26 protein-coding genes are annotated in these 25,950 nt (G+C 50.3%); 9 read left to right on the forward strand and 17 right to left on the reverse strand.

Features of this window, described 5'->3' with window-relative positions:
• Positions 1-114 precede the first annotated feature (114 nt).
• The 3 genes from ABLU87_RS26840 to ABLU87_RS26850 form a co-directional block, all read right to left on the reverse strand.
• Entirely contained in the window at positions 115-1,323 is a 1,209-nt protein-coding gene (locus ABLU87_RS26840; protein WP_064357346.1) for a diguanylate phosphodiesterase, read from the reverse strand.
• 236 nt (positions 1,324-1,559) lie between these two features.
• On the reverse strand, positions 1,560-1,994 hold the full coding sequence (locus tag ABLU87_RS26845; RefSeq protein WP_122116915.1) for a GNAT family N-acetyltransferase: 435 nt from the start codon (positions 1,992-1,994) through the stop codon (positions 1,560-1,562).
• Positions 1,995-2,379: 385 nt separating this feature from the next.
• Positions 2,380-3,450, reverse strand: coding sequence for a LacI family DNA-binding transcriptional regulator (locus ABLU87_RS26850; protein WP_038423158.1), 1,071 nt, complete (start codon positions 3,448-3,450; stop codon positions 2,380-2,382).
• Positions 3,451-3,657: 207 nt separating this feature from the next.
• Between ABLU87_RS26850 and ABLU87_RS26855 the strand changes: the two genes are divergently transcribed.
• Positions 3,658-6,765, forward strand: a complete 3,108-nt coding sequence (locus tag ABLU87_RS26855; protein ID WP_122116914.1) for a beta-galactosidase — start codon at positions 3,658-3,660, stop codon at positions 6,763-6,765.
• A gap of 55 nt (positions 6,766-6,820) precedes the next feature.
• The gene (locus ABLU87_RS26860) at positions 6,821-8,071 is read left to right on the forward strand and encodes an MFS transporter (RefSeq protein ID WP_025105768.1); all 1,251 of its coding nucleotides are present in this window, start codon (positions 6,821-6,823) and stop codon (positions 8,069-8,071) included.
• Positions 8,072-8,144: 73 nt separating this feature from the next.
• Here the strand turns inward: ABLU87_RS26860 and ABLU87_RS26865 are convergent, their stop codons facing one another.
• From ABLU87_RS26865 to ABLU87_RS26875, 3 genes are all read right to left on the reverse strand, one after another.
• Complete coding sequence (locus tag ABLU87_RS26865; RefSeq protein WP_064406407.1) at positions 8,145-9,233, reverse strand: AAA family ATPase; 1,089 nt, start codon at positions 9,231-9,233, stop codon at positions 8,145-8,147.
• 102 nt (positions 9,234-9,335) lie between these two features.
• Positions 9,336-9,596 (reverse strand): hypothetical protein, encoded by a 261-nt coding sequence (locus ABLU87_RS26870; RefSeq protein ID WP_014229513.1) that lies wholly within the window; start codon positions 9,594-9,596, stop codon positions 9,336-9,338.
• A 28-nt stretch (positions 9,597-9,624) separates the two neighbouring features.
• The gene (locus tag ABLU87_RS26875; protein ID WP_025105770.1) at positions 9,625-9,879 is read right to left on the reverse strand and encodes a hypothetical protein; all 255 of its coding nucleotides are present in this window, start codon (positions 9,877-9,879) and stop codon (positions 9,625-9,627) included.
• Between the two features lie 381 nt (positions 9,880-10,260).
• Here ABLU87_RS26875 and ABLU87_RS26880 point away from each other — a divergent pair, with 381 nt between their 5' ends.
• A complete protein-coding gene (locus ABLU87_RS26880; RefSeq protein WP_004851233.1) occupies positions 10,261-10,533 on the forward strand; it encodes a CsbD family protein in 273 nt (90 codons plus the stop codon).
• 62 nt (positions 10,534-10,595) lie between these two features.
• Here the strand turns inward: ABLU87_RS26880 and ABLU87_RS26885 are convergent, their stop codons facing one another.
• Entirely contained in the window at positions 10,596-10,907 is a 312-nt protein-coding gene (locus ABLU87_RS26885; protein ID WP_025105771.1) for a hypothetical protein, read from the reverse strand.
• A gap of 162 nt (positions 10,908-11,069) precedes the next feature.
• On the opposite strand from ABLU87_RS26885, the gene ABLU87_RS26890 reads away from it, so the two are divergent.
• The 3 genes from ABLU87_RS26890 to ABLU87_RS26900 all read left to right on the forward strand — a co-directional run bounded on the left by ABLU87_RS26890 (position 11,070) and on the right by ABLU87_RS26900 (position 13,407).
• Positions 11,070-11,609, forward strand: a complete 540-nt coding sequence (locus ABLU87_RS26890; RefSeq protein WP_025105772.1) for a DUF2058 domain-containing protein — start codon at positions 11,070-11,072, stop codon at positions 11,607-11,609.
• A 114-nt stretch (positions 11,610-11,723) separates the two neighbouring features.
• Positions 11,724-12,200 (forward strand): cold shock domain-containing protein, encoded by a 477-nt coding sequence (locus ABLU87_RS26895; RefSeq protein ID WP_004851238.1) that lies wholly within the window; start codon positions 11,724-11,726, stop codon positions 12,198-12,200.
• Positions 12,201-13,146: 946 nt separating this feature from the next.
• The gene (locus ABLU87_RS26900) at positions 13,147-13,407 is read left to right on the forward strand and encodes a hypothetical protein (RefSeq protein ID WP_025105773.1); all 261 of its coding nucleotides are present in this window, start codon (positions 13,147-13,149) and stop codon (positions 13,405-13,407) included.
• 114 nt (positions 13,408-13,521) lie between these two features.
• Here ABLU87_RS26900 and ABLU87_RS26905 read toward each other — a convergent pair whose 3' ends face one another.
• Positions 13,522-13,710, reverse strand: a complete 189-nt coding sequence (locus ABLU87_RS26905) for a hypothetical protein (protein ID WP_142385462.1) — start codon at positions 13,708-13,710, stop codon at positions 13,522-13,524.
• Positions 13,711-14,096: 386 nt separating this feature from the next.
• Between ABLU87_RS26905 and ABLU87_RS26910 the strand changes: the two genes are divergently transcribed.
• Positions 14,097-14,726 (forward strand): LuxR C-terminal-related transcriptional regulator, encoded by a 630-nt coding sequence (locus tag ABLU87_RS26910; RefSeq protein WP_218568563.1) that lies wholly within the window; start codon positions 14,097-14,099, stop codon positions 14,724-14,726.
• Positions 14,727-15,212: 486 nt separating this feature from the next.
• Here ABLU87_RS26910 and ABLU87_RS26915 read toward each other — a convergent pair whose 3' ends face one another.
• From ABLU87_RS26915 to ABLU87_RS26935, 5 genes are all read right to left on the reverse strand, one after another.
• Positions 15,213-15,365 (reverse strand): M3 family metallopeptidase, encoded by a 153-nt coding sequence (locus ABLU87_RS26915; RefSeq protein ID WP_227536745.1) that lies wholly within the window; start codon positions 15,363-15,365, stop codon positions 15,213-15,215.
• A gap of 51 nt (positions 15,366-15,416) precedes the next feature.
• On the reverse strand, positions 15,417-16,052 hold the full coding sequence (locus tag ABLU87_RS26920; protein ID WP_109240416.1) for a DUF421 domain-containing protein: 636 nt from the start codon (positions 16,050-16,052) through the stop codon (positions 15,417-15,419).
• Positions 16,049-16,507: a DUF3290 domain-containing protein gene (locus tag ABLU87_RS26925; RefSeq protein WP_109240417.1), complete on the reverse strand. Its 459-nt coding sequence runs from the start codon at positions 16,505-16,507 to the stop codon at positions 16,049-16,051. The genes ABLU87_RS26920 and ABLU87_RS26925 overlap by 4 nt, the downstream gene beginning before the upstream one ends.
• Positions 16,508-16,710: 203 nt before the next feature.
• Positions 16,711-17,298 (reverse strand): isochorismatase family cysteine hydrolase, encoded by a 588-nt coding sequence (locus tag ABLU87_RS26930; RefSeq protein WP_109240418.1) that lies wholly within the window; start codon positions 17,296-17,298, stop codon positions 16,711-16,713.
• 43 nt (positions 17,299-17,341) lie between these two features.
• Positions 17,342-18,544, reverse strand: coding sequence for an MFS transporter (locus tag ABLU87_RS26935; RefSeq protein WP_109240419.1), 1,203 nt, complete (start codon positions 18,542-18,544; stop codon positions 17,342-17,344).
• An 84-nt stretch (positions 18,545-18,628) separates the two neighbouring features.
• Here ABLU87_RS26935 and ABLU87_RS26940 point away from each other — a divergent pair, with 84 nt between their 5' ends.
• On the forward strand, positions 18,629-19,282 hold the full coding sequence (locus tag ABLU87_RS26940) for a GntR family transcriptional regulator (RefSeq protein ID WP_122117931.1): 654 nt from the start codon (positions 18,629-18,631) through the stop codon (positions 19,280-19,282).
• Positions 19,283-19,376: 94 nt separating this feature from the next.
• Here the strand turns inward: ABLU87_RS26940 and iolE are convergent, their stop codons facing one another.
• From iolE to ABLU87_RS26960, 4 genes are all read right to left on the reverse strand, one after another.
• Positions 19,377-20,273 carry a myo-inosose-2 dehydratase gene (iolE, locus tag ABLU87_RS26945; RefSeq protein ID WP_122117932.1) on the reverse strand — a complete coding sequence of 299 codons (897 nt, stop codon included), beginning with the start codon at positions 20,271-20,273 and terminating at the stop codon, positions 19,377-19,379.
• Positions 20,274-20,354: 81 nt separating this feature from the next.
• Positions 20,355-21,134: a TIM barrel protein gene (locus tag ABLU87_RS26950; RefSeq protein ID WP_122117933.1), complete on the reverse strand. Its 780-nt coding sequence runs from the start codon at positions 21,132-21,134 to the stop codon at positions 20,355-20,357.
• Positions 21,135-21,144: 10 nt separating this feature from the next.
• Positions 21,145-22,152, reverse strand: coding sequence for a Gfo/Idh/MocA family oxidoreductase (locus ABLU87_RS26955; RefSeq protein ID WP_048263361.1), 1,008 nt, complete (start codon positions 22,150-22,152; stop codon positions 21,145-21,147).
• A gap of 32 nt (positions 22,153-22,184) precedes the next feature.
• Positions 22,185-23,636, reverse strand: a complete 1,452-nt coding sequence (locus ABLU87_RS26960; protein WP_122117934.1) for a sugar porter family MFS transporter — start codon at positions 23,634-23,636, stop codon at positions 22,185-22,187.
• 205 nt (positions 23,637-23,841) lie between these two features.
• On the opposite strand from ABLU87_RS26960, the gene ABLU87_RS26965 reads away from it, so the two are divergent.
• Positions 23,842-25,830, forward strand: coding sequence for a sigma 54-interacting transcriptional regulator (locus ABLU87_RS26965; RefSeq protein WP_048263356.1), 1,989 nt, complete (start codon positions 23,842-23,844; stop codon positions 25,828-25,830).
• Positions 25,831-25,950 lie beyond the last annotated feature (120 nt).

Below are 25,950 nucleotides of genomic sequence, written 5' to 3' on the forward strand. Positions count from 1 at the left end.
TATTGGCCGGTTCAGCTTCAGAAAATAGGGATACTCCAGGCGGAATACGCAATGTCTACTCGCCTGCGCTGCTGCCGGAGGCAAACCGCTCGGTACATTAAGGCAAATCAGGCTTCACTTTTCCCCAGGCCAGCGTATGTCACCGACGCCGTTGACTTTCGGCATGGCAAATAAAAAGCCCTGGAAACGTTTAATACCCGCAGATTCGAGCCAGCACCACTCCTCTATCCGCTCTATGCCTTCAGCAACCACCGCAATCTCAAGTTCACGGCAGCAGTTGATAATCGATCTTACCACCGCTTGTTTAGGGCCGCTCTGATGAATATCGGTAATAATCTCGCGGTCGATTTTAACTTTATCAGGCTGAATTTTTGTCAACAACGAGAGTCCAGCATAACCGGCGCCAAAGTCATCAATTGCCAGCCCCATACCAGAGACGCGCAGTTTTTTTATCGCGCTGCTGAACTGGCTAAAACCGGAGATCATTTCATCTTCCGTCACCTCCACGATCACCTGTTCGGGTTCAAGACCCTGTTTTTTTATTTCCTGCAACAGGTATTCAATGGCATCAGGAATAACAACCAGAGACATCGGAAGGATATTAATGGATATTTTATGGTCGCCAATATTGATTTCTTTCGCCAGGGCAAAGGCAACTGATTTCGCTTTGAGATCAACTTCATAACGTTGCTCTGGCGGAATCGAGGCAAAGAAATTGGCGGGACTACCGCCGTCTTTATCACGAATAAGCGCTTCAAGCGAAGTGATATTCCCGGCCAACGGTTCGATAATGGGCTGGAAAGCAAACTGACAACATTGACCGGCAAAAAACGATTCTTGCGGCGCATGAAATGCATGTTTACGCGAATGAAGCGACCATTTGTCAGGCCGTAAAAAGGGTGACGGCGCGGCAGCGCTTTTTTGACTGATAAAAGTATGGATAAATTTATAGACGCGCTCTTCGGTGGAAAGATAACCTTTCAGTTGGCTAAGCTGGCGAACCTTTGTCAGGACGTCAGCGGTTTGCAGTTTATTCAGGTCAAAAAACATCATCCCTACGTTTTCAAAGCGCCGGCGCGGCGCGTAATCACGCATCAGTTCGACAACCTGATGGTGGCGATCGTCTTGCTTGATCGTGCTGAATAGCTGCTCAAGCACGCACTCATCCCCCTCAAGTATCTGAAGGTAAACATTATCTTTTAAAAGAAGTATGCCCGTAATCCCGCGTGCTGCGTTCTCAGCATTCGCTTTTTCAACCAGCAGTATGAGATCGGTTTCTTGTGTTAAATGCATCTGACTTCTGTAAATCAGAGTTGTCAGCATAATCCCATCCAGATGTTTGCCAGGAGAATGGGACTGTGTAACACAGTTTACCCTTTTAACCCAGGCTATCTGTCATAATTAACTGGACCGACTGTAGCCGACTAAGTTTATCCGATTATTTACGGCAGCAACCGGCAAGGGCCAGCGAAATAATCCTCAGCGGCCGGGTAATGGCATTGATTCATTCAGCAGCCATTTAAACCGTTTGGTAAATGCGTTTTTTTAAGCGGTATTTACTAGCCAACAAATCCCTGCTCGCGCATACGCGCTATCGCCTCTTCGCTGGCGCAGACCATGCCCGTGGTCAGCGTTTCAAAACCAAAGCGGCGATAAAAGCCGACTTTATCCACCACCGAGTAGATGAAGGTTTTGCCGAACGGCCGCAGCCGCTCGCTGACCGATTGCATCAGCTGCTGCCCGTACCCCTTTCCCTGACAGCGCGGGTGCACCGCGACATCCGCCAGATAGCTGCACCAGGTCAGGTCGCTAATCGCCCGGGCAACGGCAATAAGCTGCCCGTTTTCATAGCCAAACCAGCAAAAGGTACTATGGCGAAACGCGCGCTCCACCAGCGCGACGTCCCGCTGATTGAGACCTGCGGCGGCGATAATCTCCGCCACCGTCTGCCAGTCAACCGAGTCCACGTACTCTTTATCTTTTAATATCATCATGACGTTGCCTTTCACTCGCCTGCTTTGGCTTTCAGCATAGCCGAATGGCGCTAAAAAAAGCGCGCCCTGCCGCCCCGGCCAACAGCATTTTATGCTGGATAAAAAAGTATAAGCTGGGGAAATTTTCTGACACCGCGGCGTGAAAACAGCGCATTTATGCTTAACAGCGGCGAGTAATCGACCAGGAGGCAGAATTAAATAAAATAACGCCATATTCTAACGACCGAAAACGGGCAAAAAAAAACCGCCATGTGACTGGCGGTGAATGAATGCTTGCATGGATAGATTGTGTTTTGCATTTTTACGTTCAGGGCATAACCCCCTGAGTACGCTTGTCCGATAAGCTATCACGCGCAACATCAATGAAAGCTAAACGGACCGTTGCTTACAGCTTTTCCACCAGCGCTTTGATCTGCGCGACAAGACCCTCTTGCTCCTCCTGCCTGGCGCCCGCGCAGGGCCAGGTGGATTGGCGGATAATCAGGCGCGTCGGCAGCAGCTCGCGGATCTTCATCTGCGGGGCAGCCATTAGCTGGATGAGCAGCTCAACCGCCCTTTTTCCCAGAACGTTAAAATCCTGGGCGACGGTGGTCAGCGGCGGCTGGAAGTAGAGGCTGTCAGCGGTATCGTCATAGCCGGTGACCGAGATCGCCTGGCTGCCGGTGCGATTCAACTGCGCCAGCGCGCTCAGTACCCCGAGCGCCATCTGATCGTTAGCCACCACGATGGCGCTAATCCGCGGATGATGATGCAGGAGCTCAAACGTTTTGTTCCAGCCGCTGGCGGCGCTCCAGTCGCCAAACACCGTCACCGCATTACTGACGCCCAGCCGATGCAGCGCCTCGCGCCAGCTGCTCAATCGCATGCGCGCGGAGACCGAGCTCTCCGGCCCGGCCAGCAGGCCGAACTCCCGGTGCCCGGCGTCCCAGAGATGCCGCACGCACGCGCCGCAGCCGTCGCGATGATCGAAACGCACGCAGCACACGTCGGTCTCCGGCGAAACATCAAGAAACATGCAGGCGATATCGGGGTTTTCCACCACCAGCCGCTCCGCGAGGCTGCTTTCGAGCGGCAGGCTGATAATCGCGCCGCGAATATGCTGGGCGCGAAACTCATTAAGCCGCGCCTGCAGCGACGGATAGTCGACCTGCACCGGCATCGCAATCGAGACCTCAAGCTGATGCAGACCGGCGTAGCTTTTCACCGCCGCGGCGATTTGTGAAGGCGCGTGCAGCGTCAGCGAAGCGGTGATCAGCCCAATCGACGGCGCGGATTTCCCCGCCAGCAGCTGAGCGGAACGGTTCGGTACGTAGCGCAGCGCCTGCATCGCGCGAATGACCTTATCGCGGGTTCGTTCAGACACCACGTCCGGATTATTCAGCACCCGGGAGACCGTCTGCTGAGACACGCCGGCCTCGCGGGCCACATCGTCAAGCGTTGCCAGGCGACGCTGCATAGTGCACTCCTTCTGAATTAAAACCTCAATGTCGTCCGCTAACATTTTATGTTTAAAAGACGACAAAAATCAGCTGTTTTTCCAGCTTTTCGTGATCGCCAGTGGGTTTCATTTTCGCCAATATTGCGGCTATAGCGAAAATAACTGATAACAAAATCATATTGTCTAGCGAATGACATTTTTATCACTTATCCGTCAGGAATACGTATGCAACAACACGACTCTCATTCCGCCGCAGCAGCAACGTTCCATCAGATTCTCGCCCGCGAAGACTGGCAGAACCAGACCATTACCCATCTCAACCGTTTACCGGCCCACCCGACTTTCGCCAGCTGGCGCGATACCGACGCGGCGCGGAAAAACCAGCCCTCGGCGTTCCGCCGCCGGCTTGATGGCCAGTGGCAGTTCTCCTGGGCTCGCAGCCCGTTTGACGTGGATGCCCGCTGGCTGGAAGACGATCTGCCGGACAGCCGCAGTACGTCGGTGCCGTCAAACTGGCAAATGGAAGGCTACGACGCTCCGATCTATACCAACGTCCGCTACCCGATCGACACTACGCCGCCGCGCGTGCCTGAGGAGAATCCGACCGGCTGCTACTCGCTGACGTTCAGCGTCGATGAGAGCTGGCGAACCGACGGCCAGACGCAGATTATCTTCGACGGCGTTAATTCGGCTTTCCATCTGTGGTGCAACGGCGAATGGGTCGGTTATTCGCAGGACAGTCGCCTGCCCGCGGCTTTCGATCTCTCGCCCTACCTTCAGCCGGGCGATAACCGCATCTGCGTGATGGTGATGCGCTGGAGCGCGGGTACCTGGCTTGAAGACCAGGATATGTGGCGCATGAGCGGCATCTTCCGTTCGGTCTGGCTGCTGAACAAACCGACCCTCCACCTCTGCGACGTTCAGCTTACGCCGCAGCTTGATGCGCTCTCCCGGGATGCCGAGCTGCTGGTGAATTTAAGCGTCGCCGCGCCGGTCGCGCTGCTGGAGGCGCTGGCGGTGAAGATCGAACTGTGGGATGACGATCGTCTGGTCGCCAGCCACCAGCAGTCGCCGGGTTCGCCGATTATCGATGAGCGCGGAAGCTATGCCGAACGCGCGGCGATTCGTCTGCCGGTAGAGCGACCGGCGCTGTGGAGCGCGGAAACGCCAAACTGCTATCGGGCGGTGGTGTCCCTGTGCCGCGGCGATGAAACGATCGAGGCTGAAGCCTGGGATATCGGCTTTCGCCGGGTTGAAATCAAAAACGGCCTGCTGCTGTTAAACGGCAAACCGCTGCTGATCCGCGGCGTCAACCGTCACGAGCACCATCACCAGCGCGGCCAGGTGGTGACCGAAGAGGATATGGTGCAGGACATCCTGCTGATGAAGCAGAACAACTTTAACGCCGTGCGCTGCTCGCATTATCCAAACACCCCGCGCTGGTACGAGCTGTGCAATCGCTATGGCCTGTACGTCGTTGACGAAGCCAATATTGAAACCCACGGCATGGTGCCGATGAATCGTCTTTCCGACGATCCGGCCTGGCTGCCGGCCTTCAGCGCCCGCGTCAGCCGGATGTTGCAAAGCAATCGCAACCACCCGTCGATTATTATCTGGTCGCTGGGGAACGAATCCGGCGGCGGCAGCAACCATGAAGCGATGTATCACTGGCTGAAGCGCAACGATCCCTCCCGCCCGGTGCAGTACGAGGGTGGAGGCGCCGACAGCACCACCACCGATATTATCTGCCCGATGTACGCACGCGTTGAGCGCGATCAGCGGATTCCGACGGTGCCGAAATGGGGGATCAAAAAGTGGATCAGTCTGCCGGGCGAGCAGCGCCCGCTGATCCTCTGCGAATACGCCCACGCGATGGGCAACAGCCTCGGCAACTTTGCTGATTACTGGCAGGCCTTCCGCGACTATCCGCGCCTGCAGGGCGGGTTTATCTGGGACTGGGCCGATCAGGCCATCAGCAAAACCTTCGACGACGGCAGCGTCGGCTGGGCCTACGGCGGTGATTTTGGCGATACGCCGAACGATCGACAGTTCTGTATGAACGGCCTGGTCTTCCCCGACCGCCGCCCGCACCCTTCATTAATTGAAGCGAAACACGCGCAGCAGTACTTCCAGTTTACCCTGCTTACGCAATCCCCGCTGCGTATCAGCATCTGCAGCGAATATCTGTTCCGCGCCACCGATAACGAAGCGCTGCGCTGGCAGGTCCAGGCCGCCGGAGAAACCTTTGCCGAGGGTCAAGTGAAGCTTGAGCTGAGCCCTGAAGGCCAGAGCGAGCTGACGCTGTGCGATGCGCTGACGCTGCCCGTGGGCGCCGAAGCGGTGTGGCTGACGCTGGAGGTTGTCCAGCCGCAGGCCACCGCCTGGTCCGATGCCGGGTATCGCGTCGCCTGGCAGCAGTTCCCGCTCGCCGCCCCGCTGGCGCTGCGCCGGCTTTCCCCCGTCGGCACGGCGCCAGCGCTGGAGAGCAGCGACGCGGCCTGGACCGTACGCAGCGGCTCGCAGCAATGGACTATCGACCGGGAGAGCGGCCTGCTGACCCACTGGCAGGTAGAGGGTGTGGAACAGCTGCTGACGCCGCTGCGCGACCAGTTTGTGCGCGCCCCGCTGGATAACGATATTGGCGTCAGCGAAGTGGAGCGCATCGACCCCAACGCCTGGGTTGAACGCTGGAAGAGCGCCGGGCTCTACGGCCTCAGCGCCCGCTGCGTACAGTGCGACGCCCAGCGCCTGGCCCATGAAGTGGTTATCGATAGCCGCTGGCACTATCTGCGCGGCGACGAAGTGGTGATTGTCAGCCACTGGCGGATGACGTTTGATGGCGAAGGCAAGCTGCATCTGGCGGTCGATGGCGAACGGGCCGGCACCCTGCCGCCGCTGCCGCGCATCGGGCTGAATTTCCAGGTTCCGGACCAGCATCAACCGGTTTCCTGGCTCGGCTACGGCCCGCATGAAAACTATCCGGACCGCCGCACCAGCGCCTGTTTCTCCCGCTGGCAGCTGCCGCTGGAAGAGATGACCACACCGTACATTTTCCCGACGGAAAACGGCCTGCGCTGCGATAACAAAGCGCTGGACTGGGGGCGCTGGCACGTCGCGGGCGATTTCCACTTCTCCGTACAGCCCTACAGCACCGCGCAGTTAATGGAGACCGATCACTGGCACAGGATGAAGCCGGAAAACGGCGTCTGGATCGCGCTTGATGCTCAACACATGGGTATCGGCGGCGATGACTCCTGGACACCCAGCGTACTACAGCAATGGCTGCTGCTTGAGACACAATGGCAATATCACTTAACGATTCATTTCCAATAATAATCGGGGGCGCCAGCCCCCAACCTTACAGGCATAATAATATGGAATATTCACAATGAAACTCTCTGAACTCGCGCCACGAGAACGGCATAATTTTATATATTTCATGCTGTTCTTTTTCTTCTACTATTTCATTATGTCAGCCTACTTCCCCTTCTTCCCGGTATGGCTGGCGGAAGTAAACCATTTAACCAAAACCGAAACGGGGATTGTCTTCTCCTCCATTTCGCTATTCGCGATAATTTTCCAGCCGGTGTTTGGCCTGATTTCCGATAAGCTCGGCCTGCGCAAACATCTGCTGTGGACGATTACGATTTTATTAATCCTGTTTGCCCCGTTCTTTATTTTTGTTTTCTCTCCGCTGCTGCAGATGAATATCATCGCGGGCGCGCTGGTGGGCGGGATCTATCTGGGGATCGTCTTCTCCAGCGGCTCCGGGGCGGTAGAAGCCTATATTGAACGCGTCAGCCGCGCCAACCGTTTTGAATACGGTAAAGTGCGCGTCTCCGGCTGCGTCGGCTGGGCGCTGTGCGCCTCAATCACCGGCATTCTGTTTAGTATCGACCCCAATATCACCTTCTGGATCGCCTCCGGCTTCGCGCTGATCCTCGGCGTGCTGCTGTGGGTCTCGAAGCCGGAAAGCAGCAATAGCGCCGAGGTTATCGACGCCCTGGGCGTCAACCGTCAGGCTTTCTCCATGCGCACCGCCGCCGAGCTCTTGCGGATGCCGCGCTTCTGGGGCTTTATTATTTATGTCGTTGGCGTCGCCAGCGTCTATGACGTTTTCGACCAGCAGTTCGCCAACTTTTTTAAAGGCTTCTTCGCCAGCCCGCAGCGCGGCACCGAAGTGTTTGGCTTCGTGACCACCGGTGGGGAATTACTCAATGCGCTGATCATGTTCTGCGCGCCGGCAATTATTAACCGAATTGGCGCCAAGAATGCCCTGTTAATTGCCGGGGTAATTATGTCAGTCCGAATTTTAGGCTCGTCTTTCGCGACCTCGGCGGTGGAAGTGATTATATTAAAAATGCTGCATATGTTTGAGATCCCCTTCCTGCTGGTTGGCACCTTTAAATATATCTCGTCGGCATTTAACCCAAAACTTTCGGCGACGCTGTTCCTGATCGGCTTTAATTTATCGAAACAGCTGTCGGGCGTTGTGCTCTCGGCGTGGGTAGGACGGATGTATGATACCGTCGGCTTCCATCAGGCTTATCTGATCCTGGGCTGTATTACCCTGAGCTTTACCGTCATTTCGCTGTTTACCCTGAAAGGCAGCAAAACCCTGCTCCCGGCCGCAGCATAACGCCAGGCCGCCGGAAACCCTCCGGCGGCGCGTCGGCAATACACCGTTAAGACGCCGGGTAAGGCAGTTGCCGCTAGCCGGCGATCCGCGTTTCCCCGTCGCTATTTTCCAGCCCGTAAAGGCGCGCTTCCGCCATCGATGAAATCAGCTCAGCCAGCTCGACGGAGTGGCTGGTTAACCAGATTTGGCTATAGCGGGCCGCTTCGACAATCAGCCGGGCCAGCGCCGGGAACATCTGGCGATGCAGGCTGTTTTCCGGCTCGTTAATGGCCAGAAATGCCGGAGGGCGCGGGCTTAATAGCGCCACCGCCAGGCACAGGAAGCGCAGCGTGCCGTCGGACATTTCCGCCGCCAGTAAAGGCCGCCAGACGCCGTTACGGCGCATCTTCATCGAGAAACGCGAGTTTTCGTTTTCACAATAAAAGGTACACGCCGGGAACGCTTCGCCGAGGATCTCATGCAGCAGCTCTTCGGCGCCGATTTCCACGATGGTCTGAAAGGCGGCGGCGAGGTTATGCCCATCGCTGTCGAGCACCGGCGAGCGGTAGCCTACCGTCGGGTGTCGCAGCGGTGAGAGTCTGCCAATATTGAATTCGTGATAAAAGCGCCAGTGGCGCATGGTTTCCCTGACCCGCGAGACCTCCGGAAAACGGTGCGGCTCGCCCAGTTGGCCAAAAATCGATTCATTCTCGTAAATGGCGTCGGTAAAGGTACTCTTTTCGCCATTCACATCCACCAGGAACGCCGCCTGGTTTTTACGCTCCAGCACGCGCGATGAAGGACGTCGGGAAAATCCCGCCAGCCAGATCGACTCCTCTTTAACGATCGGATCCAGCTGAAACTGGGTAGGGTAAGGCAGCTTTTCCGGAAAACCCACCTGCAGCTGGTAGTCAAACTCGTCGGTCAGACAGCCAATCTGCAGCCGCCGCGGAAAGCGGTCGGTCGGCGCGCCTGGCCCGGACCACATAATGTTTTCCAGCCCGCCCTCATCGCTGATATAGCCGGAAAACTTCCCGTCGGCGCAGGCGGTTAACAGGTGGATGGCTTTATAGATATTGGATTTACCGCAGCCGTTGGGGCCAAAGACGATATTCAGCGCACCGAGTTCCAGCTCAATATCCCTGACCGATCTGAAATTTTTTATCCGGATATGGTTAATCATAGATTCCCGAAACTGATAAAAGCGTTTGGCGCTACTGTATCGGAGGCGAAAGGAAAACAAAACAGGCGCGGACCGGACGACAGCTTGCCGCCCGGCTCCGGCTTAGCTGAAGAGTTTTTTCATGCCGCGGGTCAGCGCGACTCTTTTGAGTTTGTCCGTATCCTCATGGCTCTCGTTGAAAACGCCGAAAAAATAGCGTTCATCGTCAATGGTCTGCGATACGATTCTGTAGCTCAGCGGCTGGCCGGATTTCGCGCCGTACTGCGCAGGCGTCACGGAAATCTCCGTCGCGTTATCGGCAACGCTAACCATCAGGCCGTCGCCCTTCCCTCCAACCAGCATCACCTTAATTAACGGGTGCACCATGTCCCTCCCGGGTTGAGGTCAATGATTAATTTTCGATGGCCGCAGGCTGACAGTTGGTCGTTGCGCCGCCGTGGCCGGACTTGTCTTTAGCGGAGGCCGGCTGAGCGCCCTCTTTACCAACAACGGGCGGTAACGGCACGCCTTCTTTGTCCACCGCAGGCGACGCCTTCTGGCAGGTCGCCGTTTTCGTGGCCTCTGCGCCCCAGACAGGGGTTTGCAGACTCAGGATCGCCACGGGAGCAAGCAGCAACGTGTTCTTCAGTACTTTCTTATAGTTCATACCGGCCTTGAGTAAAAAAATTTCTTTCTTATGCTGAGCTAAGCGCTGATTATTAGGAGTAAAAGCTGACAAATGATGAAGGAAAAAAGAGGAATTGTGAACATCAATAGTTCTTATTTATGAATTGCCGCCTTTCCTGCCCCCGCGCCTGACGGATCTTATATCCAGGAATTACCTTAATCAATTGAAATGACGGCAATCCCCCCATTCTGGCGACGTTTCTTTTCGCCAGAGTGTAGCGCTTTTGTGGCAGAAACAGCGACCTGGTTTATATCCCGGACGTTGTGGAAAATTCCTGGAGTGAGGCTCACCGACGGCTGAGCATTTGTACTTCGCTTGTTAGCCACTAGACTTAAATAAGTCAAACGAAAGGAGACTCCCATGTCATCACAAGAGTATGAAAACGACGCGCAGAATCTGGCGGACAAAGTGAGCAACAAAGTCAATGAATTCGCCGGGGAAGCCCAGCAGCAATTTGGTGATGCGGTTGATTCGCCTAAACATCAGCTAAAAGGCGCGGCCCGTAAGTACGCCGCTCAGGCGTCGGATGCCGTCTCAGAGGTCTCCGAGCGCGTAAGGGAAAATCCGCTGACCGGGCTGCTGGCGGCCGGCGCTATCGGGCTGGTGATTGGTTTACTGGCGGGACGGAAATAACCCATTCTAAGGCCCTTCGGGCCTTAATTTTTTGCCTGCGGCGCGCTTATGCTAACGCTGACTTAAATCGCCACGACTTCAGCTACGTTAAACTGAAAAACGTAAGGGTCGGACAACAGGTGGAATTGCTCATCATCCGCATAGGTCACTGCGACATGATACGCTTCACCGGCAAAGGCGATGACCGCATCCAGATTGTGCCAGTACGTTGCCAGGAAGAAGTGTTCCCACTCCCCCTGCGTTTCCCGTCTGACAAACGCCCCCGCGTTGCCGCTGATGCCCTGGGAATGCTGTACGCCTGTCGCCTGCAAATGAACCGCAAACGCATCGCCAAACTCAACGGGAACACAACCATGCCAGGTTCTGACAATCATCTCCACACCTCATAAAAAAGCAATAAAGATGCATTTATAGCAAATAAATGGCGATAATAGTGATTTTTTATGCAATTGCTTTATGCGAATCATACCGCCTGGTACATCCCGGACATTTGCAGGTATAATCTCACTCATTATTCAGCGGATTCAGACACGAAGATGACAAAACTCACCTTACAAGAACAAATGCTTAAAGCCGGGTTAGTGACCAGCAAAAAAATGGCCAAAGTTCAGAGAACGGCGAAAAAGTCCCGCGTTCAGGCTCGTGAAGCCAGAGAAGCAGTGGAAGAGAATAAAAAAGCGCAGCTTGAGCGAGATAAGCAGCTTAGCGAGCAGCAAAAGCAGGCGGCGCTCTCGAAAGAGTATAAAGCGCAGGTTAAGCAGCTTATTGAAATGAATAAAATCGATATTTCAAAAGGCAATATTGATTTTAACTTCACGGATAACAACTTCATTAAAAAAATCGCCGTGGATAAACTCACCCAGGCACAGCTGATTAGCGGCCGTCTCGCCATTGCGCGTCTGGCCGGCGATAACGACGGCGAGAGCAAATACGCGATTATCCCGGCGAGCGTCGCCGATAAAATCGCCCAGCGCGACGCCAGCAGCATTGTCTTAAACAGCGCGCTAAGTGCGGAAGAGCAGGACGAAGACGATCCGTATGCTGATTTTAAAGTTCCCGATGATTTGATGTGGTAAGCAATGCGGGCCTGCGCAGACCGGCGATTCAGACCTGGTCTGCGCAGGCGTTGTGCTTTACACTGCGCGCGGCAAAAATTGAGTAGATAAACGATTAACCAGGCGGTAACGGCGATGAACGGAACGATCACAACGTGGTTTAAAGATAAAGGTTTTGGATTTATCAAAGATGAAAACGGCGATAATCGCTATTTTCATGTGATTAAGGTTGCCAACCCTGAACTCATTAAAAAAGATGCAGCAGTCACTTTCGAACCCACCACCAATAACAAGGGTTTGTCAGCCTATGCGGTAAAAGTCCTGCCGGAAAGCAAATATATCTATATTGCAGGCGAGCGGATTAAGCTTACATCGATCAAATCTTTCCTGGTGTACAGCGAGGAAGAGCCCGCCGATGCCCGCATCGACAAAGAGAATGCGGTCCTTTCCGTAGGCCTGTTGATGGGAAATATCAGGCCAAAATCCACCGCTAAGCCTGGCGAAATGCGCTCGGTGAAAAAGCTGGCTATTACCACCTTCCAGGGAACCACCCTCATCTTCTCGGAAGATGAGATAGACATTGAGGCCACGGTAAAGCTGCTTAAGGTGTGAAAGCGTACGGCTCAACAAACCGGGCTCTGTGCCCGGTTTGGGAGTGATGACAAATCTGTTTAAACATCTTCCCCGGTTCTTCACCGGGTGGCGGTTGACGCCTTACCCGGCCTGCCAATACCAGAGTCACAACCTGCCGCGCAATTTCTTCGGACTCGTGCAAGCGAAGCGCTGTTAGGTAATTCCAGCCGTTCTGTTTTTTATCCGCAATGGGACGCCGGGCTCTGCGTCCTTTATTAACCAGATAATTTTTCTCCTCCCTCAGCCAATATCCGCCTGCCTCTCGGTTATTCCAGTCGCGCGCGCGTTATGCCCGTAAAAACATGACGCAAAATACGCTAATCCGCATTAGCTGTTAAAAAGATTATTACTACCCTAAATAATTCGAGTTGCAGGACAAGGCACTCCTGCCTTGAACAGCGCTTACGCTGGCCTCGAAGGGGCGAGGCCGCAGGCAGACATCATATTGAGCCCTGCTGATACCCTATTTTCATTTGCCTTGCGCACGGTGATGAGTAAGGTAAGTCCTAAAATGTTCCCGGCGGTAAACGGTTTGTTGGTTTTGCCCGCAGCGCGAGGCTAAAATTTTGCCGCTATGGTACTGCCTCCATAGCACATTGCTCACCTGCAGCTCTTGCATACGGTTTGCAGGTGAGCAGCCTTATCCGCAGTAAAATTTACTTATTCACATTTTATCCGCTGATTTCTTGATATATCGGCGATCCGTTCCATAATGAAGTCTACGCACATCGCGCCCTTCTTTAGGGGATACGCCAGTAGCAGCGCTTTTGGACATAACCGCTTCTGCAGCTAGCCCCCATCCGGCTTGATCATCGACATCTCTCAGTAACAGAGTTTTTGGATGTTATTCAATAGCTTATTCCTGTGAAGTCAGAAACGCGTTTTCTCAAAAAAATCTTGAAATGAGGATTTAAGCCCATGAAATATGTATAGTTACCTTGATATAGAAAAAATCAAAGCCAATCTTGAGTGGATTGTTAATCAATCTTCAGCAAACTCTGAGATGCCCTCAGTTTCCGATCGCAAAACAATCTACAGCCTTCTGGAGCTCATACAGACCTATGACGGACTGCTGGAGTTAATTGTCCAATACGGAATTACCGTAGTCGATAAGGAAATCATCGAAGGCTTGTCGCTTACAGAAGAGTTTATCGCTAAGGTCAAATCGAATGCGAATGCATTTTAACCATGCCCTGGCACCTCTACAGTATCACTTCCCCATCTTGATGAATGTAAGGCTTCAGTTTGGGAAGGAAAAACGGACCCGACGCTCGGTCCTCGTTACGTGACAATCGCCGGACTAACCCAGTCCGCGGTTTTCCAGCCTCAGCTCAATCTTAAGCGCGCGCTCGCGCCACTGGCGATAAAGCGCAGTTAAATCAAAACCCGTGCCGCGAGACAAAATGGCCTCGCGGAAGCGCTGGCCCTGTTCGCGGATTAAACCGCCCTGCTCAACGCGTCCCGGATAGCTACGCGGTGGAAGTATCAAATCAACGGCATGCATACCGTTAAATAACGAATAGCTTCTCGCCCTATGATTCAATGGACGCCGCTAAAGATTAGCTTTGGATGCTATATTTATAATGATTTTATGAATAATTGCCGTTAATTAATAAAACCCATGAATACAAATTAAGACTGGCATAACAAATCTTGGCATTTAGTGCGATTAAAAACGCTGAAAAATAAGCAAATCACCTACGCAAGCCACTGATTTAGCAGCGATCTTTAATTAAAAGTAAAGCCACCCTTTCTTTAAACCTATTGCCATTATATTCAATAGGAAATATCCTAATCTCATCAGGCGTTACTTAAATAAAACATCATACGACGGTCGAAATTTTTTCCACCGCCTTTTTTAAAAATAAGAAAATCATGCTAAAAATCGCCATCATCACCAAAAATATTTATTTAGAAAAGGCCATAGAGGAACTTACCCAAGAAATTGCGAGCACCAAAGGTATAAGCGACCTTTGTTTTCAAAGCAATAACATAAAAGATCACTTCAAAAAACCAGACATAATTTTTACTGAGATGGAAGTTGGCGAGTATTTATTATGCCAGGAAATGAAAAGATATAAATCAGAGTGTCCAGCGGTGGTAATTTTCACCAAAAAAGAAATTACGTTTAATTCTTCCCTGCTGCCTTTATGCGTTCAAAATGCTGTCATTTTATTTCATAAAAGCAGCCTTGAAACGATCAAAAAAAACCTGTCCATTCTCTTTGATGAATTTGTCGCGGGCGATAAGAAACGTATAACGATAGAGAAGAATCGCTGTTTAAAATGCCCGCATCAGTCATTGAGTCGTTCGCAACTAAAAATCATTAATGCCATAAACCTTGGCCTTAACAATAATGAAACAGCAAAAAACCTTGGCATCGATCACAGAACCGTATACTCCCATAAATTGCGCATAATGAAGAAATTCCAGTTAGAAAACAACCAGGAGCTTATCAGATTCTCTTCCATCGTTATGAGAAGAACATCTCTCTATTTTAATTAGAATTTCATACGCTTGCTTTTAAAACTCAACTTTTGCTTTTTTCTGTCTTTAAAATACGAAAATCCAGAAATCAGTGAAACCAGCAATAAAAAAACCGCGAATACCAGAAGCAATATATTAGCCATACTTAATCCGTTCAATAAAAGATATGCAAGAGATAAGACAGATGATAGAGTGAAGAACATTCACAGAGCAAGTTCGCTTATTAAATTTAAGAAATCCATGCAACAATGTAAGTAAACTCCTAATATTGCCAGGAAGCTATATTTAATATATTAATATTATTTTTCGCTAAAAAACACTTTATGCCGGGCTTCATGTTTTTAAGCAAAAGTGGCCAGCGCGTCGATGCACGGGATTACCATAGCAGGACAAACCCTTCCGAGGGCGCTAAATTGGGCAGAGACGTTTTGCAGGGATTTTGGAGAAGGAAAAATTGGATAAAAAACCGGGCGCTGCGCCCGGTCCTGTTACGTGTCAACCGCGCTACTCACTCAGTCCGCGGTTTTCCAGCATCGGCTCAATCTGCGGATCGTGTCCGCGCCACTGGCGATAAAGCTCAGCTAAATTAGTACTATTACCGCGAGACAACATCGCCTCGCGGAAGCGCTGGCCGTTTTCACGGGTTAAACCACCCAAAAAATGGATACCATCAGTTGAATGCTGATAACAAGGAGTTGGTTTTGGGTATCATTTTTCATATCCGTATAAATTGATTCTACCTGATAAATATTCACCTAAATATACTTCACTAATTTTATTGAAGCCTTGCTTTATAACTTCACTTTCTAACCAGTCACTATTCTTGTTAAGAATTTCGAGCAGATCATGGTTGGCCAAACCATCCACTATAATTGGATAACGTATATTTTCATCACCATTTTGTATAATTGTTAACTGACCATTTTGTTCGAGAACCACGCGTTTAAGCTGTTCTATTTCATAAATGCCACTTGATCTTAATTTGAACATCAAATCATTCGCAGAAACACCATTGCGTAAACATTCCTTAACATTAACACTTCCATTATGCACCAACGTTATAGGCTTCCCATCAAGAATTCTTTTTACTAACCTATTATTTTCTTTTAAAAACTTAAGAACAAAAACGAGAAAAGTCCATATAATTAATACCAGAACAAATTGCAATACTGTTATCGATTCATTGTAAATCACGCCACCAATAATTCCCCCCAGCACATAGTTCTGAACCTGATCCATTGCGGATGAAGGTGCCAGATTACCCTTCCCCATGAGATTTATCTGAACAATTAAGCACAGTATTCCCAGTCCCAACTTTATTATGATAGGCGTATAAATTATCATTTCCACTCCTCAGTCTTGATGATTTCTATGTCTGGAGTTACTAACGAAACCTCTATTAAGCTGTATGTTTTTTGATCCGGACTTAAGTTAACACGATAATAGAAATCATTAATTTTGACGATAATTCCATCCGAAAGTTGTGCTGAACTGGAGAATATAGAATTGACACTCACTCCTTTTTCCTGTGATAATAACCTAATAAAGTTGACCATTTGTGATGACTTGGAGTGTATATTTTGGCTATCGGTATAATCTGCATACTGAACACCAGAAATGAAGAGTAAAAATAAGAAGGCGATGATCGTTAAGTCACGGTATTTAGTTTGCAAACGATGGCGCATATACAGGCTAAAAACAACGATCAGGATAAATAACGTACTAAATATAACTATGTATTTTAAATAATCATTGATACTAGACTGCATTTGTAGATAATCGATGCCATAAAATCTCATAAATTTATAATCCCTAAACCCTCAATACCCCATTTTCATTATAGTAACACATAACCTCTTTCAGCCCTGATGTTACTTAACAACCAGTAATTATCAGTCATCGGCTGAATTTGTCATTATCCCTTAGACCTGGCGATCTAAGATGCCAGGCCTTGGAACTATCGTAACAGAGAAAATGTTCTGGCGTTGGAAACCCAGTGTATTTACGCCCAATTAGCTGATATTTCAGATGAACAGGTAACAATAGCGTGTTGAGGTAAGATTTTTTCGACTAAAAATAAATGCTTATCATGGTCAGAGTCAGCGCAGCAATCACTCGCAACTACCAGACGGTAATCCAGGTCAAAAGCTTGCCCGACCGTAGAAAGTACCACGCCACTAGTAGTTACCCCAGTAATGATCAAATTTTCTATGCCCTGCGCTCGAAGAACCATATCGAGCTCGGTAAACGAGAAAGCCCCTACTCTGCGTTTAACAATAACGACCTCATTTTCAGCAGGTGCGACACCTTCATGAATGGCCGTTTCTTCACTATCGTTAATAAAAATTCCATTGTTTTTAATCGACGAGAATATTGTGTTGTTCTGGCTAACCTCAGGATAGCCATTGCGGAATCCAACACTGACATAGATAACTGGTACGCCTGCTGCGCGTGCAGTAGAAATGAGTGATGCTGTGTTACGGATGACGGTTCTGGCGCTTTCTTGTTGCAAAAAGTTATTAATGATTATCTTCTGAAAGTCCATCACTAACAGAGCACTATTTTTTTCGGTATTGTTGAGCTGAGTCATCGTAAAATCTCCAAAATTTACAGGTGAATGCGAATGCTGTTTTTCAGGGTGTAACTGACTTGCGATAGAGTTTGAAGTTCCAGAACGCGCCCAGCAACAGGATAATACTGGTTGCCAGAAATACAGCGCGCATTCCTATATGGCCTCCAACCACCCCGCCAATTAACGGTCCCATGAACTGACCCGCGAACTGAGCTGCTACTGAATACCCCAGGATGCTGCCAACCATTCCTTCTGGTACGTGATGGCGTATCACAGCCGCAATACAGGGTAGTAATCCCCCCAGAGCAAGCCCCATAAGAAAGCGCAATGCAATTAGCTGCCAGCCGGAGGTGACAAATGCCTGAGGGATCAGCAGCAAACCCGCCCCAGCCAGCGCTATAGTGATAATGCGTACGTGTCCTATCCTGTCTGCCACCTTTCCGAGCCAAGTGGCGGAAATAATGCTGCCAAGGGCAGCAGCAGCCATTACATATCCTGCAACTTTTGTAATCTGAGAAGAGTCACTTACGAGGGTACGAACATAGACTGTAATAATGGGCTCTATCGACATATTTGCTAGCATTAGCAACAAGCCGGTGCAAAGCATACAGATAATCACAGAACGGTGATGCAACTGAGACCAACTCACTCGCGTTTTCGCCGCGGCATCAGTGTTCGGTTGCACCTCTTCCCGGATGAGAGTGAGGGTCATGATAAAAGCCAGTAATATTAGCGCGCCTGCGCAAAAAAAAGTGGACCGTATACCGATCAGACCAGGCAGCCAACCTCCGGCAAGTGGGCCAACAAGGTTGCCTGCCATTACACCGGATGAAACTATCCCAAGCGCCCATGCGGCACGTTCTCTGGGTGCCTGGACCGCGATAAGAATGGTTGCGCCGGATGAATACCCTCCCGCCAGGCCAACTAATAATCTCAAACCGACAAGTTGCCAGATATTTGTCACCAGGCCCATAAGTGAAACAGTAATTGCCATACCAAGGCTGGCTCTTACAAGCATAGATTTGCGTCCATACCTGTCCCCTAGTTTCCCCCAGACCGGGGCGATCAATCCGGCAGTAATAAATGTTGCGCTGAATGCCACGCCAGACCATTGAACTACCGCTGAGTGTCCGTGAACTCCGAGCTCTTCAACATATAAGGGTAGGAACGGGAGCATCAGGGTCATTGCAAAGACGGTTGAGAAGGAACCGATAAAACAAACCAGCAGATTACGTTGCCAGTAACTGTTGTATGATTGTGTCATATGAAAACCTTTCTTGGTATACCAATTTGGTATACCATACAAACTTCCCCATTTACTGTCAATTTTCAGGAGAATATTGCCACCATGAGTCAAGCATCAGAGGTCGAAAACCAGCTAAGAAAAATGATCCTCAGAATGGATTTAGGACCAGGGGAAAGACTGACTGAACGATGGGCAGAGGCTAGTTTTAACGCGTCGCGAACCCCGGTTCGTGCCGCATTACAAAAATTAGAATCAGAGGGACTTGTCTGCCGGGATGGATTGCGTTGGATGGTGGCACCCATCGATATTAAAGAGGTAGAGCAATTGTGTATTTACCGTGAAGTGCTTGAAGTAGCTGCCGTACGCCTGGCGGCCAACCTGATATCCAAAGAGCAACTGGACAGTCTGGAAGCACTGTTCGTGGATTGCGATCAAGATGATTTGGAAAAAGATCTTAATGACCCCGGAAGTCAGTTTCACCTACAATTGGCAGGTTTCTGTGGTAATACCTTTATCATAGAAGGGATTGAGGATTCTCTTAGACGATTATCCCGCGCGCGCTGGTTAGATAAAGAGCCCACTAATCCAGCCTGGAAAGAGCACGTAGAGATTGTTAGCGCCCTCAGGGATCAAGAAACAGATAAAGCGGCAGTATTACTTTCCCGACATCTGAGCGAAAGCCGTAAGCGTCTTCTGGAATCAATTAATTTAAGCCGTCGCAGCCTTCGGGCCAGTGGGATCGTTATTACAAGCTAGGCGGTTCAACACAAAGAAATGCGGGTGGGTGTGGACAAAGGTCAAAAAAGGCGCTCAACGAGCGCCAAAAACCTACAGCAAACCTGTTCAAATGCTAAATCCCCACCTCGTTTTTAACCCATGCGCGCGCTTTTTTTACTGTCTCCAGAGGTGGTGCTTTTTCTGGATCCTGTTCGGCTTCAATGATAATCCAGCCTTCGTAGGTTGAGTTTTTAAGGAAATGAATAACCGGAGCATAATTAACTATCCCCTCGCCCGGCACAGTAAACAGACCTGCTCTTACTGCATCATTGAAGCTCAGGTTATTGTTAATGACGTTATTGAGTACTTCACCGCGCACATCTTTCAGATGGACATGCGCCACGCGGTTGCCATAATTTTCAAGCACCCATTCGATATCTACGCCTGCCACGGTTGCATGACCACAGTCCAGGACGATGCCGACTAAGTCATTGGTCGCTTTCAGGAAGGCTTTCAATTCATTGTCGGTTTCAACAATCATCATCAGATGGTGATGATAAGCCAGACGTAAACCGTAGTTCTTTAGTAAAGACACGGCCAAATTATTCACTTTTTCAGCGTATTGGGGCAGATCAATCTCTCCTAAGGTAGGAGATTTCGACAGGGGCTCATCGAGTGGCGTGAGTCCGGGCATCGCGCCGCACTCACCATATACCATGACTTTTGCCCCCAGGGATTTTAACAACATGGCATGATCGTGCACCGCTGCTAACTCATCCTCAAAACTTCGTTCAGCCATCAGGCCATTATACCAACCGGACACAAGCTTAAGCTTTGCCTGAATCAGCACCGGCTCAAGTGTGTCGATGGTTCGTGGAAATTTTCGGCCAAGTTCAATTCCTTCATAGCCTGCCTCCGCCGCTTCTGCCAGACAGGTTTCCAGTGGAATATCGCCACCGAGATCTTCCAGTACATCATTAGTCCATGAGAGCGGACTAACGCCAACATGAATACGTGTTGATACGCTCATCGTTCTATCCTTCACAATAAATGCATCGCTTCCCGACCAGCTTAGAAGCGATGCAAAATGAGCCCCTAAGGATGTTAACGCTTATAGCGTAAACGCTTCGCGGAAAGCTTTAAGCGCGACAACAGAATCACCCGATGCCCAACCTTCCATCGCGACCACGCCATGATAGTTAATCCCTTTCAATGCGCGGGCTACCGCCTTATAGTTGATCTCACCGGTACCCGGTTCTTTACGGCCCGGAACATCAGCAACCTGAATTTCCCCGATATGTTTCTCACATTTGCGGATAAGCTCGACCAGGTTGCCTTCACCGATCTGCGCATGATAAATATCCAGGTTCATTTTCAGGTATGGACTGTTCACCGCGCTCACCAGGGCCATGGTTTCCTCTGCTTTAGCGAAAGGTGTTCCCGGATGATCAACGGCGGTGTTCAGATTTTCCAGAGTGAATACCTTGCCCGCCGTCTCCCCCATAGCCGCAAGGGCATCCAACGTCTTCTTAGCTTTCAGCCACATGTCACCTGTCACAATTTCAACAGGCTTCACCGGCAGACCAACATTGTTCAGCCCTGTGCCGTGCAAGTTAAGAGACGGGCAGCCGAGACGGCGAGCGGCTTCAAGTGACTGACTGGCGCTGGAAAGCAGGTGATCAATTTCTTCATCATCGGTCAGGTTGCCCGAGATATAGCCCGTCATTGAGGTAAATCGGGCACCGGTTTTCGCCAGCGCATCAATATCTTTTTGGGTCCAGTCCCAAATTTCTACGCCGAAGCCCATGCCGTGAATGCGTTCAACGCGCTCAATGAATGGCAAATCAAGGAATACCATTTCAGCGCAGACAGAAAGTGAGTAAGTAGACATACTTTTATCCTTAGAGCTTAATCGGCTGAGACTGTTGAACAGATGCGATACATGCCAGAGCGACTTCCAGCGCATTACGCGCATCTTCACCGGTCGCTTTCGGCGTGGTGCCCGTTGCAACGCAATGTACGAAATCGGTCACTTCTGCAACATAGGCATCATGCAGCAGATCGGTATCACGACGCGCGGTGTCAATAGAGATACCCTCAGCGGTGTAACGCACACAGTTATTCACATTGATATTTCCTGCCTGCAGCATACCTTTACTACCGAAGACCTCACCGCGAACGTCATAGCCGTACACTGCCTGGAAGTTAGCTTCAGCAGTGGCGAATGCACCATTGTCGAAACAAATATTTACAACCGCGGTGTCCAGCAGGCCACGATCTTTAAAATCGGGGCGCACTAATGCATCAGCAACCGCATAAACGCGGGTGGGTTTCGCGCCTGGATTCAGGTGCAGCAGGATGTCAAAATCGTGGATCAGTGTTTCAAGAAAAATAGTCCAGTGCGGGATCGGTGTTGGATCGCCCAAACCAGGGTCACGAGTTGTGGAACGTAACAGTTGCGGTACGCCAATTTTACCTGCATTGATCTCCTCGTACGCGGCAGCAAAACCGCTCACGAATCGGCGGTTGAAGCCGACCTGTAGAGCAACCCCGGCTTTTTTAGCCGCATCAATGGCTTTATCTGCATCTTCCAGAGTGACCGCCATTGGCTTCTCACAAAAAATGCCCTTACCGGCTTTGGCTGCGGCGACGACCAGTTCAGCGTGAGTACGCGCCGGAGATGCGATCACAACAGCATCGATTTCAGGATCGTTCAGCAGAGCCTGTGGTTCGGTATAAGATTTTTTCGCCCCTAGTCTTGCGGCCAGCTTCTCGGCTGCGCCCGGAACCGGATCGGCAACAGCAATCAGCATTGCCCCCGGTATGCGCTGAGCAACGGTCTCACCGTGAAAGGTGCCCATACGACCTGCACCAATAAGACCAACACGAACAATGTTTTTTACTGACATAAAATTCTCCTAAGATGTAGGGTATTGATTAATCATTTTTGCGAAACAGATTCTGGGGTGACGGGCATCTGCTGCCCACGGCCAAAACGACGGGATTTTGAAAGCATTAGCGGTTCAATATTCTCCAGCGAAACGCCCTTGGTTTCTGGTAAGAAACGTCCAACAAACCAGAAAGCGATAATGCTGAATCCACTGCATAGCAGCAGGGGGAAAGCGCCATGGAAGTGCTCCATCAATACAGGATTACGATTCATCATCGGGAAGCTCTGAGTAACGATGAAGTTCGAAACCCACAGGGAGCAAAATGCATAACCCATGGCAACAGCCCGGATGCGGTTCGGGAAGATCTCAGAAATCAGCAGCCAGGCTCCGAGGCTCCAGGACATACCAAATACAAAGATAAATCCGACTAAGCCGACGACCGGCAGATAACCTTTCGCTTCATTCATGAAGGCCCATGAGGTGAATAACAGGAAGGCGGCACAGCCTAATGCCCCCCAGCGCAGCAACGGGATTCGTCCAACGCGATCAAAGGCAACCAATGCAATACTCACTCCAGCCAATAGTGCGAGGCCGAGGAAAATACTCTGGAACAGAGAATCCTGAGTGTTTCCGGTAACGTTTTGCAGAAGTGAAGGCGCAAAATACATCAGGATATTAATGCCGGAAACCTGCTGTAATACGGCGATAGCGCAACCTATCCACAGGATGTAACACGATTTTTTATCCCTCAGAATGCCACGTGGCGTTGGTGTACTCAGCAAAGCAGAATCGATGGCGATGGAGGTACGAATTTCAGCATATAAGCGCTCGGCATGTCCCGGGTTAGACAGAGAGGTCAGTACCTTGAGTGACTTTTCTTTCTGGCTGCGCATCGCATACCAGCGCGGTGATTCCGGCATGAAGAAAGCCATCACAAGGAATAGCACGCAGGGGATAAGTGCAGATGCCAGCATCCAACGCCAGCCCATAGATACTACCCACTCATGTGCCATGCCTCTGGCGATCAAGTAATTCACGATATAAACCACTAATTGGCCACCAACCATCAGCATCTGCTGCATGCCCAGCATCCGCCCACGAAGGTCTTTTGGGGATACTTCCGCGATATAGAGTGGAGTAACAGCAGACGCCATGCCCACGGCCAGTCCGCCAATCATACGGTAGACAACAAACCAGGTGAGATCATTAGCTAGTGCCGATCCGATAGCGGAAATGGCGAAAAGAATGGCCGTGATGATCAGAGTTGCTTTACGGCCAAAACGATCGGTAAAGCGCCCGACACCCCAGGCTCCCACAATACATCCCAGAATAACGTTAGAAACTGCCCAACCACTTTGTGCTGGTGTGAGCGACAGATGTTCGGTAAGCGGATCGATGACGCCTGAGATAACGGAGGCATCGTAACCAAGGACGATCCCGCTAATGGATGCGATGGCACATATGAATATGAGATAAGGCACATTGTGCTTTCGTGTAGACATTTCATTATTTCTCCACGTTGGATTTTTTAGTTTTTGTCTTTGTAGGGAAGACATCTTTTAAATAGCAACAGTCGTGCCAAATCACATTTCTATGTTTTATAAGGAAATAAAAAAAGACAATGATCACAAAGTGTTTATAAAAAAGACATATCATCACAACATGTACATAGAATGGACATTTCCAAAATAGAATGGAATGAAACGTATGAGTCATAGTTATGATGGTGCCTGGGATGAAGAATGGGAGCTGATTGCGAGGCTCAACTACGAGCCCGGTTTTGCCCAATACACTGATGAACCAAGCCTGGCCTGGAAAGCATTTGAGCAGGGGCAAATGCCCAAAGGCTTGCGATCTGCTATTCATGCGTCATGGCTACGTAGCCACGCCGATGGTATTGATGCTTATCGCTTCGAGTATCAGTTTTGCGAACAGAGTGAGCTGCGCAGAATAATGGCGCGTAATTCACTGCTGATCTCCATCGCGCGCGATATCATGCGCAACCTGCTGGCCTATAACCCTGACGGGCATATCAACTTGACGGATGCCAATGGCGTGATCGTGCATTTTTGTGGTCAGGATTTGACGCCAATCGGTAGCATTCTTTGCGAGGCCGTACAGGGAACAAACTGTACCGGGCGCTGCCTGAAGGAAAACAAGCTCGTTTATTTATTGAGCGCGGAGAACTACAAAGAAGCGCTGCGCATACGAGGTAAACACTGCGCGGCAGCCCCGATACGAGATGAAAACGGTGTGATGCTGGGAGTACTAACACTTACGGCTAATCCCGGCTGCTTCCACTATCACACGCTGGGTACGGTTCAGGCAGCCGCGGAAGCAATATCACAGCAATTGATTCTGCGTCGTTTAGTGAATGAGCAGGAATCAGTAATGGAATTGCTTAACGAGGGTGTATTGGTCATCAGCGAGCATGGTTCGATTCGCCAGCTTAATTGTTATGCCCGTCAGGTGTTGGGTATTCAGGAAGATGTCCGTTTTCGTGATGCAGATGAAGTATTGCGACCGGACGGATGTTCTCTTAAAGAACTGCCGGCCTGCAAAGATCGTAATATCACGTTCTGTCCCGTCGCCGATTCACGTATTTCATGTGTTATCTCTGTTGTCACCACTCCTGAAGGTGGCCGCGTGATCTCGATGCGTGATAACCGACGCGTGCGTGATATGACTCACCGTGTTATTGGCAGCAGCGCCAGCTATAACTTCGATATGATTCTTGGCCAGTCACGTGTGATGCAGGATACGCGTAATAAGGCGCGCAGCGTCGGACGTAGCGATAGTACCGTACTGCTGACCGGTGAAAGCGGAACCGGAAAGGAGCTTTTTGCTCAATCTATTCATAATTGCAGTCATCGTAATGCAGGACCGTTTCTCGCTGTTAACTGCGGTGCCATTCCGCGCGATCTGGTACAGAGTGAATTGTTTGGCTATGAAGATGGAGCCTTTACTGGTTCAAGGCGCGGTGGTGCCGCAGGTAAATTTGAACTGGCTGATGGCGGGACGTTATTTCTTGATGAAATCGGGGATATGCCGCTTGAAGCGCAGGCTAGCCTGCTGAGAGTTTTACAGGAAGGCGAAGTCATGCGCATTGGAGGCAAGCGTCCGTTGAAAGTTAACGTGCGGATTATCGCAGCGACCAACCGGGACCTGAAAAAAGATATTGAACATGGTTCCTTCCGCCGTGACCTCTACTTTCGTCTGAACGTAATCAGTCTGCCAATTCCGCCATTGCGAGCTAGAAAAGAAGATATTAAAGAGCTTACGGACTGGTTCTGCGAAAAAATCTGTCGGGCACTTGGCCGAAATCTTGCGTTGTTTTCTGAGTCCGCCCTGAAATTGATGGAAAGCTACGACTGGCCGGGCAACGTTAGAGAACTGGAGAACATAGTCGAACGCACTATAAATCTCACCGAGGTAGAGGAAATCCGGGACAAAGATCTGCCTGAAGAATTACACCTTCCTGCCTATAGTGATTTGAGTATACCAGGTGGGAGCACAAATAATTACTGTCTGAAAGATAGTGAAAAGACACTTATACAACGCTGTCTGGTGGAAAAACATGGTAACCTGCGTCAGGTTGCTATCGCGCTTAATCTCTCGCGTGGAGCACTTTACAATAAATTAAAGCGTTACGATATTGTGGTAAATGAATATCGGAAATTCAATCATGAATATTGAAATGATTATTCTAACCTTAGAGGACAAATTGACTCATCTCACCTGAGGTAAATCGCTAAACCGTGTTGTAGAGCATGGAGAGAGCATTTTCCTCCATTTACCACTACGGATTGAGTCCCT

Origin of the sequence: Klebsiella sp. CB_Kp196 (genome assembly GCF_040061575.1) — a bacterium.
GTDB classification, from domain to species: domain Bacteria; phylum Pseudomonadota; class Gammaproteobacteria; order Enterobacterales; family Enterobacteriaceae; genus Klebsiella; species Klebsiella michiganensis.